19 protein-coding genes and 1 pseudogene are annotated in these 18,481 nt (G+C 65.3%); 11 read left to right on the plus strand and 9 right to left on the minus strand.

Going from position 1 to position 18,481, the window contains the following annotated elements:
- Both P2869_RS17595 and P2869_RS17600 read left to right on the plus strand, forming a co-directional pair.
- Positions 1-522 carry a hypothetical protein gene (locus P2869_RS17595; protein WP_026121311.1) on the plus strand — a complete coding sequence of 174 codons (522 nt, stop codon included), beginning with the start codon at positions 1-3 and terminating at the stop codon, positions 520-522.
- Positions 523-621: 99 nt separating this feature from the next.
- The gene (locus P2869_RS17600) at positions 622-1,398 is read left to right on the plus strand and encodes an SDR family oxidoreductase (protein WP_277599011.1); all 777 of its coding nucleotides are present in this window, start codon (positions 622-624) and stop codon (positions 1,396-1,398) included.
- 77 nt (positions 1,399-1,475) lie between these two features.
- Here P2869_RS17600 and P2869_RS17605 read toward each other — a convergent pair whose 3' ends face one another.
- Positions 1,476-2,795: an HlyD family secretion protein gene (locus P2869_RS17605; protein ID WP_277599012.1), complete on the minus strand. Its 1,320-nt coding sequence runs from the start codon at positions 2,793-2,795 to the stop codon at positions 1,476-1,478.
- A gap of 65 nt (positions 2,796-2,860) precedes the next feature.
- Complete coding sequence (locus P2869_RS17610) at positions 2,861-3,076, minus strand: hypothetical protein (RefSeq protein WP_017774187.1); 216 nt, start codon at positions 3,074-3,076, stop codon at positions 2,861-2,863.
- Positions 3,077-3,325: 249 nt separating this feature from the next.
- Here P2869_RS17610 and P2869_RS17615 point away from each other — a divergent pair.
- Both P2869_RS17615 and P2869_RS17620 read left to right on the plus strand, forming a co-directional pair.
- Positions 3,326-3,651: pseudogene (locus P2869_RS17615) on the plus strand (hypothetical protein).
- A 171-nt stretch (positions 3,652-3,822) separates the two neighbouring features.
- The gene (locus P2869_RS17620) at positions 3,823-4,302 is read left to right on the plus strand and encodes a hypothetical protein (RefSeq protein ID WP_277599013.1); all 480 of its coding nucleotides are present in this window, start codon (positions 3,823-3,825) and stop codon (positions 4,300-4,302) included.
- 63 nt (positions 4,303-4,365) lie between these two features.
- On the opposite strand, the gene P2869_RS17625 is transcribed toward P2869_RS17620, so the two are convergent.
- Together P2869_RS17625 and P2869_RS17630 are read right to left on the minus strand one after the other, a co-directional pair.
- Entirely contained in the window at positions 4,366-5,232 is an 867-nt protein-coding gene (locus tag P2869_RS17625) for an SDR family oxidoreductase (protein ID WP_277599014.1), read from the minus strand.
- A 118-nt stretch (positions 5,233-5,350) separates the two neighbouring features.
- Positions 5,351-5,473 carry a hypothetical protein gene (locus P2869_RS17630; protein WP_017774191.1) on the minus strand — a complete coding sequence of 41 codons (123 nt, stop codon included), beginning with the start codon at positions 5,471-5,473 and terminating at the stop codon, positions 5,351-5,353.
- A 151-nt stretch (positions 5,474-5,624) separates the two neighbouring features.
- On the opposite strand from P2869_RS17630, the gene P2869_RS17635 reads away from it, so the two are divergent.
- Both P2869_RS17635 and P2869_RS17640 read left to right on the plus strand, forming a co-directional pair.
- Positions 5,625-5,951, plus strand: coding sequence for a hypothetical protein (locus P2869_RS17635; RefSeq protein WP_017774192.1), 327 nt, complete (start codon positions 5,625-5,627; stop codon positions 5,949-5,951).
- Between the two features lie 546 nt (positions 5,952-6,497).
- Entirely contained in the window at positions 6,498-8,105 is a 1,608-nt protein-coding gene (locus P2869_RS17640; RefSeq protein WP_277599015.1) for a trypsin-like peptidase domain-containing protein, read from the plus strand.
- 555 nt (positions 8,106-8,660) lie between these two features.
- Here P2869_RS17640 and P2869_RS17645 read toward each other — a convergent pair.
- Together P2869_RS17645 and P2869_RS17650 are read right to left on the minus strand one after the other, a co-directional pair.
- The gene (locus tag P2869_RS17645) at positions 8,661-8,981 is read right to left on the minus strand and encodes a thioredoxin family protein (RefSeq protein WP_017774194.1); all 321 of its coding nucleotides are present in this window, start codon (positions 8,979-8,981) and stop codon (positions 8,661-8,663) included.
- A 117-nt stretch (positions 8,982-9,098) separates the two neighbouring features.
- Positions 9,099-10,646 carry a methyl-accepting chemotaxis protein gene (locus P2869_RS17650; protein ID WP_126875557.1) on the minus strand — a complete coding sequence of 516 codons (1,548 nt, stop codon included), beginning with the start codon at positions 10,644-10,646 and terminating at the stop codon, positions 9,099-9,101.
- Positions 10,647-10,910: 264 nt separating this feature from the next.
- On the opposite strand from P2869_RS17650, the gene P2869_RS17655 reads away from it, so the two are divergent.
- From P2869_RS17655 to P2869_RS17665, 3 genes are all read left to right on the plus strand, one after another.
- A complete protein-coding gene (locus tag P2869_RS17655; RefSeq protein WP_042300648.1) occupies positions 10,911-11,471 on the plus strand; it encodes a TetR/AcrR family transcriptional regulator in 561 nt (186 codons plus the stop codon).
- Positions 11,472-11,618: 147 nt separating this feature from the next.
- Positions 11,619-12,044, plus strand: a complete 426-nt coding sequence (locus tag P2869_RS17660) for an organic hydroperoxide resistance protein (protein ID WP_017774198.1) — start codon at positions 11,619-11,621, stop codon at positions 12,042-12,044.
- A gap of 190 nt (positions 12,045-12,234) precedes the next feature.
- Positions 12,235-13,257, plus strand: coding sequence for an alpha/beta hydrolase (locus P2869_RS17665; RefSeq protein ID WP_277599016.1), 1,023 nt, complete (start codon positions 12,235-12,237; stop codon positions 13,255-13,257).
- 179 nt (positions 13,258-13,436) lie between these two features.
- On the opposite strand, the gene P2869_RS17670 is transcribed toward P2869_RS17665, so the two are convergent.
- Positions 13,437-14,321 (minus strand): 2-hydroxy-3-oxopropionate reductase, encoded by an 885-nt coding sequence (locus P2869_RS17670; protein ID WP_277599017.1) that lies wholly within the window; start codon positions 14,319-14,321, stop codon positions 13,437-13,439.
- A 273-nt stretch (positions 14,322-14,594) separates the two neighbouring features.
- Between P2869_RS17670 and P2869_RS17675 the strand changes: the two genes are divergently transcribed.
- Positions 14,595-15,167, plus strand: coding sequence for a cupin domain-containing protein (locus P2869_RS17675; protein WP_026121313.1), 573 nt, complete (start codon positions 14,595-14,597; stop codon positions 15,165-15,167).
- A gap of 66 nt (positions 15,168-15,233) precedes the next feature.
- On the opposite strand, the gene P2869_RS17680 is transcribed toward P2869_RS17675, so the two are convergent.
- On the minus strand, positions 15,234-16,025 hold the full coding sequence (locus tag P2869_RS17680) for a class I SAM-dependent methyltransferase (RefSeq protein WP_277599018.1): 792 nt from the start codon (positions 16,023-16,025) through the stop codon (positions 15,234-15,236).
- An 826-nt stretch (positions 16,026-16,851) separates the two neighbouring features.
- On the opposite strand from P2869_RS17680, the gene P2869_RS17685 reads away from it, so the two are divergent.
- Complete coding sequence (locus P2869_RS17685; RefSeq protein ID WP_017774203.1) at positions 16,852-17,136, plus strand: hypothetical protein; 285 nt, start codon at positions 16,852-16,854, stop codon at positions 17,134-17,136.
- A gap of 39 nt (positions 17,137-17,175) precedes the next feature.
- Here P2869_RS17685 and P2869_RS17690 read toward each other — a convergent pair whose 3' ends face one another.
- On the minus strand, positions 17,176-18,387 hold the full coding sequence (locus P2869_RS17690) for a winged helix-turn-helix domain-containing protein (RefSeq protein ID WP_277599019.1): 1,212 nt from the start codon (positions 18,385-18,387) through the stop codon (positions 17,176-17,178).
- Positions 18,388-18,481: the final 94 nt, after the last annotated feature.

Raw genomic sequence — 18,481 nt, forward strand, 5'->3', positions numbered from 1 at the left:
TTGACCACGCCATCCTCTCTTGTTTGCGCCACTTCTCGTGAATCCACACGCGCCGTGGAGCGCGAACTCGCGCGGCGCGCCGTCGAACTGGCTTTGCCTGCCGTGCGCGCCGCTATTGCCGATCGCGAGATATGCGGCGCCGGTTTTCTTCACATCGTCGTGATGTCGCCCACGCTGGACCCGCGCGATCAGTCGTTCGAAGAGGCCATCGTGGGCGAGCATTCGGAAGGCGACGTGTCGGCCTGGGACGCCGACTACCGTGCCTTCGCGCTCGACAAGGCGCGTCTGTCGTGGCGCACCGGCATGGGCTCGCACGAGCTTCAGACGCTGCGCCCCCATCTGCTCGTGAGCGGCGACACCGCGCTGTGGGGCAGTGTCGCGATAGACGGGATTGTGGTGGCCGTGAGCGGCGCGCATCCCTGGTATGACGAAGCGTTTGCCTCGATGGTGGCCGTGGCGTATCGCGCGCTTGCCAAGGCGCGTGCCGCGCGGCGCGATCCTGAATCCACGACGGTCGCCTGAGCGGCTTTTATCCCGCTTTCCTTCGCTTTGTTCAGTACGCGCGCGGCGTTCGTCCGTGCGCTTTGACTTCCCTTCAATCCCTACAGCATGGAGTTCGAGATGGCACAAACGCGTTCCACCCCGCCCTCGTGGCACGACCTGCACGGACGCATTGCCCTGGTGACGGGCGGCGGCAGCGGCCTTGGCGCACAGATCTGCATGAGCCTCGCGCGCGAAGGCGTGCACGTGATTGCCGCGGACCTGAAACTTGAAGGTGCCGAGCGTACCGCCGCCACCATTGCAGAGCGCAGCACGGGCGGCAAAGACGACGCAGGCTGCTGCGAAGCGATTGCGCTCGACGTGACGGACAGCAACGCGGTGGCCGACGCAGTGGGGCGCATCGTGCAGCGGCATGGCCGCCTCGACGTGGTGGTCAACAACGCCGCGGTGGATGTGACCGAGCCCATCGACGTGCTCACCGTGGCCGAATGGCAGCGCGTGCTGCAAACGAACCTGACGGGGCCGTTCGTGGTGTCGCGTCACGCGGTCATGCACATGAAGACCGCAGGCGGCGGACACATCGTGAACATTGCATCGACGGCGGCGAAGCGCGCATGGCCGAATGCCGCCGCGTATCACGCGAGCAAATGGGGGCTGCTCGGGCTCTCGCACAGCCTGCATGCGGAACTGCGGCCGTTCGGCATCAAGGTGTCGGCCGTAGTGGCGGGCGGCATGCGCACGCCGTTCCTGCTGGACCGCTTTCCGGGCATCGATACATCGACGTTGCAGGACCCCGCGAACGTGGCCGAATCCGTCCTGTTCGTGCTGCGTCAGCCGCCGGAGACGGTGATTCCTGAAGTGATGGTGCTGCCGATGCGCGAGACGTCGTGGCCTTGAGGTGAGACGTCCCGCTTTGCGCGATCTCGCCAAGGGCGCATTTCATGTGCCCGCCCTTGGTCGAAAGCTCGCTTCGTCTACTTCAGATAAACCGTCGGCGTAACGGAAAGCCCCAGCGGCAAGCTGTGATCGCGCGGCACGCCGCTGTCGATCACGATCTTCACCGGCACGCGTTGCACGATCTTCACGAAGTTGCCGGTTGCGTTTTCGGCGGGAAACGCCGAGAAGCGCGAGCCGCTGCCCAGCTGCACGCTATCCACGTGCCCGTGCAATTCGAGTTGCGGATAGGCGTCCACGCCAATCTTCACGCGGTCGCCCGCGCGCATGCGGTCCAGTTGCGATTCCTTGAAATTCGCGGTGATCCACACCTGCGGCGTGACGAGCGAGAACATCGTCGTGCCTGCCTGCAGGAAGGTGCCGTACTGCACGTTGCGACGCGTGACCCAGCCGTCCGATGGCGCGCGCACTTCGCACCACGCCAGGTTCAGCTTTGCCTGCTCGACCTGCGCCTCTGCCTGCCGCACCTGCTGCAAGCGCTCTTCCACGGCGGCGGCGGCCTGGCGAATCTGCTGCGGTACGAGCTTCGCCGTCTGTAATTGCGCGCGCGCCTGGGCGACGTTTGCGTCGGCGGTCTGACGCTGGGCGTCGGCCACGTCGATGTTCTGCTGCGAGGTGGCGCGCACGTCCACGGCGTGCTGGCGTTCGTACGCGGCCTGCGCCTGCTTCAGGTTCGCCTCGGCCGATGCGATCTGCGCACGGGCCTGCGCGTACTGCGCGGGGTACTGCACGCGCGCAATGTCCAGTTGCACCTGCGCGGCATTCAACTGCGCGCGTGCGAGACCAAGCTGCGCCTGTGCCGCATCCACCTGGGCCTGGTAGTCGCGCGGGTCGATCTGAACCAGCAGGTCGCCCTGATGGACGTAGACGTTGTCGTTGATGGCGAGCCGCACGACGTAGCCCGACACCTTCGGGGCAATCGTGATGGCGTTGCCGTCGGTGTAGGCGTCGTCCGTGCTTTCCTGGTTGCGCGTGGCAAACCACCAGCCGAACGCGACGATACCGAGCACCACGATCACGGCGCCGAGAATCAGCAAGGGCTTGCGCGAGCGGCGGCCGGGCTTGTTTTCGCCCTGGCCTTCGTTGCTGTTGCGTTTGCCGTTGCCGTCGCCGTCGCCGTTGCCTTTGTCGCTTCGGTCGCGGTCGTGGTCGCCGTTGTTGCCGGTCCCGTTGTTGGCTTCGCTGCTGTTGCGCGACTCGTTGCCCGCGTTCTTTTCGGCGTCTTTGCCGGCATCTTTGCCGTGCGCGTTGTCGGGCTCGCGCGGCGCGGCGGCGCGAGTCGGGTCGCTTGCGGCATTCGCGCCGCTGCCGGGCGCACGCGGTTCGTCGCCTCCGCTCATTGTGGACGCGCCTTATGCAGGTCGACGGCATGCCGATGGTGTGTCGCCATCTTCCGGCCACCCCGCTACTTCGTGCCGCCGGTGCGCGGCTGTGCGGGGGCAGTGGGCGACTCCATGGGCGAATCGTCGAGCCCGTCATCGTCGTCGGGAACGATGCGCGTCGTGCCGCCGGTAGCCGGCGGATCGCTTGCCGGGAAGGTGTGCTCGACGGATTCGTCGATCTGCTTTTCGCTGCGGTCCTCATTCGGATGCTCGATCTTTTCTTTCGACTGGGCTGCCATGGTTACCTCCCTTCTGCACGAGTGCGGACTGCTTGTCCGTTGCAACGCGCGTGCCCGGCCGTATTGCGGTATTGCGATAGGGGTGCTACCGGGTCATGCCGCGAGCGACGGATGTGCGGCGCGGTTCGCGCGGCACATGCATTGCTGAGTTGCTGGGAGGGCGATGGTTTTGCCTCGCGGCCGCTACGGCTGCTTTTTCAGGCCGTTCCCTGGCCCGTTCCAGGCCTTTCCAACTACGGAGGACATGTCATGAAATACACGAAGGCGATCTTCATTTCGATTCTGCTGGCAGTGACGAGCGCGGGCGGCGCGGCGTTCGCACAAGGTTCGGCGGGCGGAGGCGGTACCGCGGCCGCGGGCGGCGCGAACGGCGGCGGCGGTTCGGCAGGCGGCAACGCGAACGGACCGAACACGCCGGCCAACGCCGTGGCCGGTCCCACCGCCAGCACGGGCACGAGCATGAACTCCACCTCGACTCACAGCGCACGATGAAGAAGCATCACGCGAAGAAGCCGATGACGGATCGCACCAACATGCCCGGCGCCGACGCGAGCAGCGACACGAAGGGGCAATGAGCCTTGCGAGTGAGCTGAGGCAATGAACTGGAAGCAATGAGCTGAAGCAATGAGCAGCAGCAAGCCGCCATGGCCGGCATGAGGCTGAGGGCAGGCGCTCGCCGCCGCGCAGGTCAGCGCGGCGGCGAGCCTCGCGTGCCGCTGTGCCGCCGTGGCCACGAAGGAGCCACCATGACGAATCTCACCACGCGGGCCGCGGGCGCGCCGTCCCAACGGGAACGCGGCGACCGCGCTGCTACCGCTACTTCGCGGGCTATTTCGCAGGCCACTCCACAGGCTATTTCGCAGCAGGAGACTGCATCGAAAGCGCCTCGCGCATCTTCACAAACCCAAACGACGTCGAGCGACCAGGCAGAGCCGCGTGCGCGCGGCACGCCTGGCAGCTTCGATCAACCCACGCCGAGAGAAGACTTGATGCCGCCGCGCGGCAATCAGCATCCGCATCAGACCGCCGAGGTGCCGCTGGGCTCCGGCGACATGCCGGAGTTGCCGGGCCAGGGTGGGCGAGCGGCGCAGAACGCCGAAGAGGCCGCGCCATATCTGAACGTGAACGGCGTGAGATCGCCGGACGATGAACCGGCGCGCGGCGCGGGCGAGGCAAGCGCGCACACCGAAGGCGACGCGCGCGCCGATCGCAAGGGCGGCGGCTGACCGGCACAGACCGGCGCTAACCGGCACTAACCGGCCGCGCCGCCCTGAATCTGGATCGGAGGATCAGATGATCGGCACGCCGCCCGTGACTGCCACGGTCGCGCCCGACACGTAGCTCGCTTCGTTCGAGGCGAGCATCACATACACGGGCGCGAGTTCGGCAGGCTGGCCGGGCCGCTTCATCGGTACGTTGGCGCCGAACTGCTTCACCTGCTCGGGCGGCATGGTCGACGGAATCAGCGGCGTCCAGATAGGCCCCGGCGCCACGCAGTTGGCGCGAATGCCGCGCTCGGCCAGCAGTTGCGCAAGGCCGCCCGTGAAGTTCTGGATGGCCCCCTTCGTGGTGGCGTAGGGCAGCAGCGTGGGGCGCGGCTTGTCGGCATTCACGGACGCCGTGTTGACGATGGCGGCCCCGGGCTTCATATGCGGCAGCGCAGCTTTAGTGATCCGAAACATTGCGCCGATGTTCGTATCGAAGGTGCGGTCCCATTCGTCGTCGGTGACTTCTTCGAGCGTTTCGTGCGTCATCTGGTAGGCCGCGTTGTTGACCAGCACGTCGATGCGCGAGAACGCCTCCACCGCGCGCCGCACGATCTCGCGGCAGTGCTCGCGGTCCGCCACGTCTCCCGCCACGAGCACGGCCTTGCGGCCGGCTTCTTCCACCCAGCGTGCCGTTTCCTTCGCGTCTTCGTGCTCGTCCAGATACGCGATCAGCACGTCCGCGCCCTCGCGAGCAAATGCGATGGCCACGGCGCGGCCGATGCCGCTGTCGGCTCCGGTGATGATGGCGGCCTTGCCTGCAAGACGTTCCGATCCCTTGTAACTGCGCTCGCCGTGATCGGGCTGGGGGTCCATGGGGCCGGTATGGCCGGGAACGTTGCGCTGTTCCTGTTCGGGAAGCGGCGCGTCGGGGCGGCTTGTGGGTGACATGGATACGGCTCCTGTGAGTGAGTTGGCGAATGTCGTGTGGGTGCGACACGGGTGTTGGGCAAGCGTCGCGGGCTGCGCATTCGCTTCTGCACGCCCGCGATGAATGCCGCGTGCGCAGCTATGGCTGGCGCTGCCCGCCCTGGTGTTGCGGCTGCTTTTGCTGGTTCTGCTGCTGTTGCCCGTGATCGCGGCTCTTTTGCGGGTTCGCGGGAGCGGTGTTGGATTGACGGGTGTCGGGCATGGCTGGATCTCCTTGAAGGTTGCAATGGATGCCTTGAAAGAACAGCAACGGCCATGCCGCCGCCACAGTTCGGCGCGTGGCGTCCGCGCGCGGAACGCGCGTTGCTCGTCATGCAAGGCACACGACATAGCCGATTACCGAGGAACCCGCCATGAGTACGTTGAATCCCGACAACGATCTGCCCGAACCGGCCGACGAAGGTCGCCACGGCGACGACACCGGCGCGCTGGGCCCGAGCGATTCGTCCGATACGGGTAGCGATATCGCAGGCGCGAAGCGTCACGAGTTCGATGTCGATACGGAGCTGGACAGCCACGCGCTGGAAACCGGCGAGGCAGCGCGCCAAAGCGATACCGACGAATCCGGCACGGGCGAGCGCGCCTCTGCGGATGGCGATTCCACGCTCGAAGAGGACGCGGACATCCAGCCCGACCACATCGAACAGCCTTTCGCACCCGAAGAAGAGCCGCCGGAGTGAAGCGGCACGAAGCGGAGTGAAGCGGCGTGAAGCGGAACCGGTCCAGGCGCCGGCATCGACAAGCGGCCGGCCGGGAACAGTTGCAACCGGCGGGCAAGAATTGCAGACGTTCTGCGTCTCATGCCCGTTCACGTCCGTGCCTTTGCGAAGGCTGCGCTAGCTTCCTCCCGTCACCCCCTCGCACACGGGAATTTCGCTTGCCCGGCACGCCAGCGGAATTCGCGCACGTTTCTGTCTATGTGGAACTCGCTTCGGCGCGGTCGAGCGATGTGACGCGGCAAGTTCATGGCGAGAGTGCGAGTCGGGCGGCGCGGGTAATCCGTGAACGTGCGCCGGTTCACGTGCGCGGCGGGGCGATGTGCGGATGTACGTGGGCCAGCGCACGGAACAAATGAGGAGCGCCGCGCGCAAGGCACTTCGCAAATGGCGAGGTAGTGTTTTTCCGGGGCGGCTTTTTCGGGCCGCGACATAGAATTAAAAACACGCCCCGGCTTGCAGGCCTTGCGCCAATGCCGTGGCCACAACGATCGCACCCGGAGGTGCGCCGTGTCCCGCCTGTCTCTCTCGCGCACCGTCCTTCGCTCCTCGGCGATCGCCGCCATCCTCGTTGCCTGTGCATCTGCGCCGCCGCTCGCCGTCGCGGCGAACGCGGTGCGGCTGCCGCCAGTGCCCAAACGCGTAGCGCCTGCCGCTGCCGGCAGCAGCACGGCTGCAATCGACTTTCCCTCCATCGTCGAGCGATACGGGCCCGCGGTGGTCAACATCGTGGCAAGCGGCGACGCGCGGCAGGCACAAGCGGCGTCGGCGGATCCGCTGGATGCGGCGGACCCGTTCGCTGCTTTTTTCGCGCGGCCGCCGAAGCCGGGGCAAGGGCAGGGGCAAAACCAGGACGGACCGCGCGCCATCATCGGCACGGGTTCGGGTTTCATCGTCAGCCCGGATGGGTTGATCCTCACGGCCGCGCACGTCGTGGACGATGCCGACGAGGTCACCGTCCGCCTCACCGACAAACGCGAGTTCAAGGCGAAAGTGCTCGCGGTGGATGTGCCGAGCGGCGTAGCCGTGTTGCAGATCGACGCCACGAAGCTGCCCGCCGTGAAGCTGGGCGACTCGTCGCACGTGCGGCCTGGCGAGCCGGTGCTGACCATCGGTTCGCCGGACGGCGTCGACAATGCGGTGACGGCCGGCATTGTCAGCACGACGTCGCGTGTGCTGCCCGACGGCAGCAGCTTTCCGTTCTTCCAGACCGACGTGGCCCTCAATCCCGACAACTCGGGCGGCCCCATCTTCAACCGTGCAGGCGAGGTGGTGGGCATCGACGTGCAGGTCTACGCCGATGCCGACGGCTACAACAGCCTGACCTTCGCCATTCCGATCAACACGGCGAACAAGGTGCGCACGCAGTTGCAGGCGCAGGCGCAAAAGCCGCCGTCGGGAAACGGACTCGGCGTAGACGTGGAGGACGTGAGCCCCGGGCTTGCGGCGGCGGTCGGATTGCCGCGCGCGGCGGGCGCGCTCGTGGATACCGTGGAGGCGGGCTCGCCCGCGGCGGCGAGCGGACTCAAGGCGGGCGACGTGATCGTGCGTATCGGCGAAAGGCCGATCGACCGGTCCGCGGAATTCATGAACGAAGCCGCCGCGCTGCCGCCCGGTGCGAAGGCGCCGTTGAAGCTGATCCGCAATCGCAGGTGGATGACCACGACGCTGGCCGCCGCCGCGACTGCGACGGCCAAGAGCGAGGACGATGCAGCAGGCGTCACGCCAGTCGCCGCGCAAGTTGCAGACGACTCCGGCGCGGGGCCGGTAGCCGATGGCGCCTTCGCTTCGGGGCGCGCCGCGGCGGCGGGCCCCGTGCCGGTGCGTCTCGCCGCGCCGACTGCGGCAGGCACCGAGCGCCTCGGCCTCGTCATGCACGCATTGAGTGAGAGCGAGCGGCGCTCGACCGGCTTGCCCGTGGGTCTCATGGTGGACGACGTACGGAATCCGGCCGCGAAAGCAGGGGTTCGGCGCGGCGACGTGGTGCTCTCGCTCAACGAGACGCTGGTGGAAACGCGGGACCAGGCCAACGAGATCGTGGCGCGCTCAGGCAAGGTCGTTTCGCTGCTGATTCAGCGGAATAACGCGCGCAGCTTTGTTTCGGTGAAGTTGAGGTAGAAAGCGCCGCGGCGTCGGCAAAGGTGAGGGTTTTCGGGACGTGGGCCGCGTGAGGTGAGGATTTACGGGGGGACGGCTGCTGCGGACCGCTGCATCTCAGGTTCATCGAAGACTAAACACGCGGCCCTCGCCCGTCATGGAAGCCATGCAGGTACCCGCCGTCGCCCGGGGCAGGTCGGTGCCATCACGAGGCACGACCCGCGCGGCCCGAGCCGGTTTCCACGCAGGAAAACGCACAAAGTGCCCTAAAACAAGGGCTTTCCGGCTTGTCGTGCCTCGTGTTTGCGGTCTATCTGGAAGCGTCGTTCCCGGAAAAAGCCTGCAACACCAGTGCCAGGCAAGCCCCTGCGCAGCACACAGGTGAGGATTTTCGGGAGCGGGCCCAACGGTGAGGCGGCGCGACGCCGTTCGCTCCCAGATGCCGCCGTTTAGACCCAAAGGTGAGGGTTTTCGGGACGTTTCGACGGCCTGCCGTTAGGTCTGCACGGTCTCCACCCTCGTTGTACAAGCCCTTCGGCGGCATCAAAGGTGAAGGTTTTCGGGAGGCGTGCGGCGTCAGTTCAGCGCTCCAAACGCCTCTTCGATCTCATCGACATTGTTCGGACGCACCACGCGTGCCACTTCGTTGCCGTCGCGCAGGAAGATCAGCGTGGGCCACAGCTTGACCTTGAACGAGCGGCCGAGCGGCCTGCCAGGCCCGTCTTCCACTTTCAGGTGCTGCACGCCTTCGTGTTGGGCGAAGGCCTGCGAAATGAGCGGCTGCGCGCCCTGGCAGTAGCCGCACCAGTCGGTGCCGAACTCCACGACCGCGGCGCCGGGCAGCGCCGCCACGTCTTCGCGCGAGGGCGCGGTCTTTGCGTAGGGGGTGGTTGCCATCGTTGCTCCTCTGACGGATAGGAAGAACTACGATACCGCAACGCTGCCCATGCTTCAGCGCACGGGCTTTCAGTGCTCCTTCTGTGCACCCCTCCGTGCGGGCGCTCAATGCGCCGCTTAGTAAGCGAGCCGGAACTTCGACACCGCCTGCTGCAGCGCGCTCGCCTGTTCCTCCAGCGACATCGCCGCAGCCGACGCCTGTTCGACCAGCGCCGCGTTCTGCTGCGACACCTGGTCCATCTGCGAGACCGCGACATTGACCTGCTCGATGCCGTCGCTCTGCTCGTTGGACGCCGCGGAGATCTCGTTCATGATGCCCGCCACCTGCGCGATGGCGCGCCGGATTTCCTCCATCGTTTCGCCGGCCGTGCCCACGAGCCGCGAGCCTGCGGTGACGCGGTCCACCGAATCGCCGATCAGTTCCTTGATCTCCTTGGCGGCCACCGCGGAGCGCTGCGCGAGCGAGCGCACTTCGCTCGCCACCACGGCGAAGCCGCGGCCCTGTTCGCCGGCGCGCGCCGCTTCCACGGCCGCATTCAGCGCGAGGATGTTGGTCTGGAACGCGATGCCCTCGATGACGCCAATGATGTCGACGATGCGCTGCGAACTGCGGTCGATGTCGCTCATGGTGCCGATCACGTCGCTCACCACGGTCGCGCCGCGCGCCGTGATCTGCGACGCCTGTTCGGCGAGGCCGTGCGCCTGTCGCGCGTTGTCGGCGTTCTGCTTCACGGTGGACGTGAGCTGCTCCATGCTGGCCGCGGTTTCCTGCAGCGACGCGGCCTGTTCTTCGGTGCGTTGCGAGAGGTCGTTGTTGCCGGCGGCGATCTCGCGCGTGGACTGCGTGATCGATTCGGAGCCGCGCATGACCTGCTGCACCGTCTCCACGAGGCCGGACTGCATCGCGCCGAGCCCCTTCACGAGTTGGCCCATCTCGTCGTGCGAACGCGCTTCCAGCCGGTTCGTGAGGTCGCCGCGCGCAATGCGCTGAAGGTGCGCGAGCACCTCCGAAAGCGGCCGCGAGATGGAGCGCTGCAGACCGATTGCGCACACCACGCACATCACGAGCCCCAGCACGATCAGCGCGATGCCGGCGCCGCGCAGCGTGGCGGACTGCTGCTGGGCCGAATCGAAGGCGTCCTGACCGGCCTTGAGCTGCCAGGCCGCCAGGGCGTCGGACGACTTCGTGAGCGCAACCGAAAACGGCGGCACCACGGTCATCGCGATTTTGTCCGCTGCGTCGTGGTCGCCGCGCTTCATCGCGTCGATCATTGGCAGGATGGCTTGCTGAAGGAACGTGCTGCGCGCGTTGCTCACGGCGTCGGCGAGCGCCTGTTCGTCCGGCCCGCGCTGAACGTGCTGGTAGTCGGCCCAGGCGCGGTCGGAAACCGCAAGGTAGTTGAGCGCCTTGTCGATCAGCGCGGAACGGTCGGGCGAGTCCGGATGGAGCAGCACGCGGTCCAACGTCGTGCGAACGATCGTGAGATTCAGGTTCGCTTTGCCAATGGCGATCGACGATGCCAGTTGGTGCGAATACGCTTCCTTGAGCGCCTCGTTGGAGCTGCGCATGCCGACCTGGCCCAGCAGCCCGGTCGCGATGGTGAGCATGCCGACCAGCCCCAATGTGGCGAACAGGCGCGCCGTGATGGAGAGACGTGAAAACATGATGGGCTTGTGTCTGTGGGTAAGTTCGAACGCTCGTGCGGTGCACGGCGCGGGTGAGCAGCGCCGGTTCGCAACGCGGAGGTATATGGCCGGCATTAACGGCAAGGGCCTGAAATCACTTGAGTGCCGCCACCTCGCTTCCAGGGTTTTCCTGCGCGAGATCGACCGCCTGACGCGGCGCTGCGAATGAGGGACAGGTGCCTCGCTCGCGTTACCGAAAATTTCTACTTGACTATCTACTAATCGATAGATATAGTTCGACCCATGGAAACGCCAACTGTCCGCGATCAGGTTCTGCAGCACGCCCAGTCATTACTGATGACGCGGGGCTACAACGGCTTCAGCTATCGCGACCTTGCGGACCTGGTGGGCGTGAAGACGTCGAGCATTCACTACTACTTCCCGACGAAGGAAGACCTGGTGCTCGAAGCGGTGAACGTGTACAGCTCGGAAGTGCTTTCCGCGTTGCGCGGTATCGACGAAGCGCTGCCGCCCGAAAAGAAGCTCGAGCGCTACGCGAAGCAGTTCGGCCTCGTGATGGGCAACGGCGACCAGATTTGCCTGTGCGGCATGCTGGCCGCGGACATCGAGTCGCTGCCCGACAACGTGCGCCAGGCCGTGCAGGCGTTCTTCAAGACGAACGAAGCCTGGCTGGCCGGTGTCCTGGCCGAAGGCGAAGCACGCGGCACGCTGCGCGTGAACGGCAAGGTGGAAAGCGCTGCGCGTGCGTTGTATGCGTCGTTCCAGGGCAGCGTGCTGGCAAGCCGCCTGTTTCACTCGAAGGCGCGGCTCGACGACGTGGTCAATGCTGTGAAGATTGCATGACGAATGCGTAGGCGGCGCCCGCAAGACAAAGATCTTGGCAGGCGCCGATGACGAGTGTTTTTGTGTTCTGTTGTCTATCTAGTAGTAGATAGTTTTTAGTCGAATCGAAGCACAGTGGACGTTCTCTTCTCAACTCAGGAGTCAATCATGTCGATCGAAAAAGTGCTGTACCGCGCTCATGCCCGTGCAACCGGTGGCCGCGATGGCCGTTCAACGTCGTCGGACGGCGTGCTGGATGTGAAGCTCACCACGCCGCGGGAACTGGGCGGCGCGGGCGGCGAAGGCACGAACCCCGAGCAGTTATTCGCCGCGGGCTACTCGGCGTGTTTCCTCGGCGCCATGAAGTTTGTTGCGGCGCGCGAGAAAGTCGCATTCCCGGCCGACGGCTCCGTTGAAGGCAGCGTGGGTATCGGCGCGATTCCTACGGGCTTCGGCATCGAGGTGGAACTGCGCATCTCTCTGCCTGGTCTCGCGCGTGAAACCGCGGAACGTATCGTCGAAGCGGCTCATATCGTGTGCCCGTACTCGAACGCGACGCGCGGCAACATCGACGTGAAGCTCGTTGTGCTCTAAGGCTCGCGCCGAGCACAGACGTAGCCGCACGAAATCTGGAGGGTTCTTCCGGAGCTGCAGGGAAGGGCCTTTTTTTGGATCACTCAATCTACCTATTGGTAGATAGCTTCGAGCGATGACGCGGTGACGCCGCGCTCAACGACAACGCGTAGGCCCGCCGTCATCGCCCGTTCGAACAAGGAGCAACATCGTGGTCGCCTTCAAGAAACTCGCCATTGCAGCCGCGCTCGGCGCGGCCGTCGCTTCGACCGCCGCGCAGGCCGCGCCGGTGCTCGAGCCCACCACACAGGCTTTTATCGACAGCCTTGCCGCGCACGCAGGCCCGCCCATCTACACGCTCTCGCCGGCCGACGCCCGCAACGTGCTGGCGGGCGCGCAGTCGCAGTCCGTGGCGAAGCTGCCGGCGCAAGAGGAAGACCGCGTACTGCCTGTAGGTCCCACCGGCAAAGTCGCGGTGCGCATCGTCAAGCCGAAGGGCGCGAAGAGCGTGCTGCCCGCGGTGGTGTATTTCCACGGCGGCGGCTGGGTGCTGGGCGACAAGAACACGCACGACCGTCTGATTCGCGAGATCGCCAACGGCGCGCACGTGGCCGTGATCTTCGTCGATTACGACCGTTCGCCCGAAGCACAGTACCCCGTGCCCATCGAGCAGGCGTATGCCGCGACGGCGTACGTGGCGAAGCATCCGGCGGAATTTGGCATCGACGCAAACCGTATTGCCGTGGCTGGCGACAGCGTGGGCGGCAACATGACGGCGGCGGTCACGCTGCTGGCGAAGGAGCGCGGTGGTCCGAAGCTGCGCTACCAGGTGCTGTTCTATCCGGTGACGGACGCCAACTTCGAAGACGGCTCGTATAACGAATTCGCGAACGGCCCGTGGCTGACGAAGGCCGCGATGAAGTGGTTCTGGGACGCGTACGCGCCCAACGAGGCCGACCGCGCGAAGATCACGGCGTCGCCGCTGCGCGCGAGCCTGGACGATCTCAAGGGCCTGCCGCCCGCGCTCGTGATCACCGACGAAAACGACGTGCTGCGCGACGAAGGCGAAGCGTATGCACGCAAGCTGACGCAAGCGGGCGTGCCGGTCACGTCGGTGCGATACAACGGCACGATTCACGACTTCGTGATGCTGAACGCGCTGGCCAATACGCCGGCGGCGCGTGGCGCGGTAAGCCAGGCGAACGCGGCGTTGCGCAGTGCGTTGGCGAAGTAATGTTTCGCTGACGTTGAACGGAGTGGTTCAACACGGTGCGGCGCCTCGTCTTCGGGGCGCCGCGCCGGTTTGATTGACGGCGTGCCTTGCATCGCGTTGCGTGTGAGTTCCTGCGAGGCCTTGCGCCCGTGCGAGGCACGCATCGCGACACGCGACTTCAACGCCGCCGTGGCGCCGCGTCACGCCACCGTGTGATTGGCCATGATTTCCAGCGCCCGCACGAGCGCCGAGTGGTCGAGCTGCCCCGTACCGTGCGCGTGACACAGGCTGAAAAGCTGCTGACACGTCGCCGTGTTCGGCAGCGGCACGCCCATCGCCTTGCCGCCTTCGAGCGCGAGCCCCAGGTCCTTGCGGTGTAGCTCGATGCGAAAGCCCGGGTCGAAGGTTCGTTTGATCATGCGCTCGCCGTGCACTTCCAGAATTCGCGACGACGCGAAGCCGCCCATCAGCGCCTCGCGTACGCGTGCCGGGTCGGCGCCGGCCTTCGAGGCGAACAGCAGCGCCTCCCCCACCGCCTCGATGGTGAGCGCAACGATGATCTGGTTGGCCACCTTGCAGGTCTGTCCCGCGCCGCTCTCGCCTACCAGCGTGACGTTCTTGCCCATCAAATCGAAGAGCGGCTTTGCGCGCTGAAAGGCAGCGTCGCTTCCACCCACCATGATCGTGAGCGTCGCGGCCTTGGCGCCCACTTCGCCGCCCGACACCGGTGCATCGAGATAATCGCAACCTAGCGCCGTGATCTTTTGCGCGAACGCCTTGGTCTGCAGCGGCGCGATGGAGCTCATGTCGATCACCGTCTTGCCGGGCGCGAGCCCCTCTGCCACGCCGTCGGCGCCGAACAGCACGGCTTCCACGTCGGGCGTATCCGGCAGCATCGTGATGATGAACTCGGCCTCTTGCGCGACTTCCTTCGACGACTTGCAGCGCGTTGCTCCGCCTTGCGCGAGACCGGCCGGCAATTCGCCGCTGCGCTTGTAGACGAATAGCGTGTGGCCGCCCTTCTGAAGGTTGAGCGCCATGGGCGCGCCCATGATGCCGAGTCCGATGAAACCGATCTTTGCCATGATGACGTCCTTGTCCTGAAAGGCTGAAAGGTGAGGATTTACGGGAACCCAGGAGCGGCCGGTCCGGTAGAAACAGCGCTGATCTGGCCATCCGTCCTGCGCTGAAACGGGCCGAACCAGGGGCTTGCACTACCTTTTTGTGAAGCCAATTCAGGTTGGCTTTCTGGCAAGATAGCAGGTTCGTCTCGATCAAAACGCGTGAAGCGCGGGGCGCTCAATATCAAACTTGATTAACCAAGACCAAACTATTTTTACGGCGCTTCTCGTCCTGTCATGGCTTCAAGTAGCGAAAAGATGGGCCCAGCCGTCGAACTGGGCAGCAAGATTCGTTCGTTAAGGCTCAGGTTGCGACGCACGCTGGATGAAACGGCAACGGCCGCGGGGATTTCAAAGCCGTTCCTGTCGCAGGTGGAGCGTGGCCTTGCGACGCCTTCTATTACGTCGCTGGTCGGTATCGCCTCTGCGCTCGGCGTGAAGGTGCAGTACTTCGTCGATACGCCCAGCGAAGAACGTTCGGTGTGCCGCAAGGAAGACCTCAAGTTCTTCGGCTTTGCCGATTCGGCCGACCTGTTCGCCCGCATGACGAACGTTACGGGCGGGCGGCAGCTGGAAGCCATTCTGGTGCGCATGCCCACGGGGCAGCACGAGTCCGAGGTCACGACACACGCGGGCGAAGAGTTCCTGTACGTGATTTCCGGCGAGATGTCGCTCACGCTCGAAGGCAAGACCTTCGTGCTGCAAGCCGGCGACAGCGCGCACTACGAATCCACGGTGCCGCATAGCTGGACGAACACGGGCAACGAAGAAGCCGTGCTCGTGTGGGTGGGCACGCCGCGACTCTTCTAGCGGCAAGCCGCTGGACGAACGCGGTCTGCAACTGGCTGCGCAACGTACAGACTGCGCGTCGGCTGACTATCGCGTCGCGATATGAGCCGTCGACTCGACGCGCTCCGTGAGCCAGCCAACGTTTGCGTGCTCGCGCAGAAGTTCGTCGATGGCGTTCAGCAGTTCGTCTTGCGCTTCGCCCAGCCGCTCACGCGAGAGGCTCGACATGGAAAGCGGACGCGCCTTCAACTGTTCCACCGAGACCCGTCTTCGCTCCACCACCGATATCCGTTCAAGCGACGCGAACGGCGATTGCGAGAGCACGTCGTCGTGGCTTTCCCAATCCTCCGAGCGGCGCTGCGCACGCGCGGGGTCGCGGTTCGCGTATTGATCCAGCAGCGCCCGGTACTGGGCCGACCAAGGGTTCAGCGGGTCGTCGAGTATCGACGTGTTGAACAGCACGACGGCGCCGCTCGCATCCATCAGACCATCGAGACGCGCGAGGGTATCGGCGCGATCCATCCAGTGAAACGCGCGGCCGATCACCGTGATCTGGAAACGACCCAACTCAGGCGAGAGATCGTAGGAGCTTCCCTGGCGATATTCGATGTTGGGAGCAACGCCCGCCGTGAGTTGCGTAGCCATGTCGAGCATGGCGGGCTCGGGGTCGATGGCGACTGCGCTTGCCACCCATGTCGAAAACGCGAGCGATAGCTGACCGGGACCGCAGCCCAGGTCGAGCAGCCGTTGCGTGCCGTCCAGCCGGCACGCTTGCGCGACGCGGCGGATCAAGCCTGGCGAATAGGCGGGCCGCCCCGCCAGGTAATGCGCGGCGGCGTCGTGAAAGCGGCCGGCGACAAACGGGATGGTGGACGGCATGGCGATGAGAGCGTGTGCGGGGAAGGGCGTCCAGTCTGAAACCGGCATGAGGGAGCGTCAAGCGACCGGACACAGACGGTGGTTACCGCTCGTTTCGGCGCCTTGCGGTTGGCCTACGAACGACGAAAGGTGAGGATTTTCGGGGGGCGCGCGATGGCTCGCATCACGGTGCGCTGTGCTGCGGTTAGTAGCAATGCGAACGAGCTTGCTGCTTGCCTCACGCGCAACAGCGATGCTGTGCTTCGTCGCGTGGCGGAACATGGACCGCAGCCGATGCCACACGTCCGCTGCTCAAAAGAGCCTTGATTTCAAGGGGTATTCTCGATAATCCGGAAAGGAGCGAGCGAGGTGGGACATCGTTCGATGCAAGCCTGGCCGTTGGTCCGACGGCGCCGCTGGTGCGGCAAGCGGAGTCTGCAATCGAGCGGAGTCACGGGCGGCTCGAAGCGCGTGTGCGCGAAAGGTGAGCGTTTTCAGGACCGCCGCTGCAAGACCGCTTCGAGAGGGATACGTACGCCGGGCGCTCACCTTCGCATTGCGTCGCTGAATGCGAAGACCCCTGTTTTTCAAGGCATTTCAGCACGACGAGCGATAGCGTCGAACATGGCAATCAACGCCCATCACGTGGTAAGCGCAATCGCCTCAACACGCAAAGGTGAGAATTTTCGGGACCCGGAAAGCGTGCACGCAGATCGCCGTGCGAACCATCGCGCGTCTTGCGCTACCGAATGGACGGCCGAAGCCGATCGGTATATAACCGACATTACCGATCGGCTTACGGTCGTTCATCCGCATACCGGTTCACAGCAACGAGAGGCAGTTCATCATGACGAGCGATGGTTCGCAAAAGCACGACATTCAGGACAAGACGCAAGACAAGCGCGGCACGACGCCGGCCGATTTCGAGCATCTAGACGCCGCACTTTCTCACGTGGATGAAGGCGTGAAGTCGGGCAGCATGGCGGCGGGCGCCGCGAAGGGCATTCTGTACAGCCTGATCGAAACGCTGGGCGCGCTGGTGGGAGATCCGGATCTACCCGAGCACGCTCGGTCCGGATACGAAGGCCTGCTCGAGACGGCGCGCGAGCTGCGCGTGAAGATCGATCGTTGAGCGCGTAGCGGCCGAGCGAGAGGGCGGCGAACCCACAATTCAGCCGCTCGCGCGCAACGCCTTCACAAGTTCGCGCGGGCCAGCCGTCACCTGAAGCTGCGGTGTGCCATGCCAGTCGGCGCAGCGCTGCAGGGCACGCCGCAGGTCGTCGGTGAGCCGGCCGCTTACGCGTACGCCCGGTTCCAGATGTACCGACTTCAGTTCGAACACCCCTTCCGCCCGATGAGCCTTGGCGTCCACCCGACCCACGAGCTTCCCCCGGCTCAACAGTGGCAGCACGAAGTAGCCATACTTGCGCTTCGCCGCCGGCACATAGCATTCAATCGCGTAATCGAAATCGAATAACGTCAGCGCGCGTTTGCGGTCCCACACCACCGGATCGAATGGCGAAAGCACCGTGGTCACCGTCGACGCAACGCTGCCTTGCGAGGCGTCGTCCATGAGCGGGGCCACGTCGCGATGCACGAAGGTGTCCTGCTTCCAGCCGTCCACGCGCACCGGCACGAGTTCGCCTTCGTCGGCGAGGGCGTGCAGGTCGTTTGCATAAGGGCGCTTTGGCAGCCGGTAATAGTCGGCGGCCCAATCGGCTCGCACGACGCCGAGCGCGCGGCAGGTGCGCCGCAGAAGTTCGCGTTCGGCGCTTTCACGCAACGGCAGGTCGCGCGCATCGTTCCATTCGGGCAGCACGCGCTCGGCCAGATCGTAGACGCGCTGGAAGTTGCGGCGCTCGGCGACCATCAGCTCGCCCGTGGTGAAGAGCACCTCCAGATGCCGCTTCTCCGGCTTCCAGTCCCACCAGCCGTTGCCTTTGCCGCCTTCGCGGGCGAAGTCCGCGGACCGCACCGGACCGCTCGCACGAATGTGTTCGAGCAGATTCGCGATCTCGTTGCGATGCGTGTCGTGCCACTCGGCCGCGTATTTCCAGCCCATGCCGGCCGGGTCGAGCATGCGATGACGCAGCAGCCCGTAGTCCTCGATGGGCACGAAGCACGCCTCATGCGACCAGTATTCGAAGAGCCGCCGTTCGGCCAGATGTTCGTCGAGCCACTGCGGCAGATAAGGGCCGAGCCGGCTGAACAGCACGAGGTAGGGACTGCGCGCCACGACGTGAATCGTGTCGATCTGCAACTGCGCCATGCGTCGGATGGCGGCAAGCACGTCGTTCTTGGTGGCCTTGCGGCGGGGCGGCGTGGCAAGACCTTGAGCGGCCAGATGCAGGGTGCGGGCGGCGGAGAGCGGGAGCGGCTTCACGCGGGTATTCGTTCTTGTCGTTGAAAACCGCGGTGCCGGCTGTGTCCAGGTGCATCAGTGCGGGGCGGCGAGGCGCGGGCTGGCGTTACTGTAG

The organism is Paraburkholderia sp. SUR17 (genome assembly GCF_029536165.1).
GTDB lineage: Bacteria > Pseudomonadota > Gammaproteobacteria > Burkholderiales > Burkholderiaceae > Paraburkholderia > Paraburkholderia kururiensis.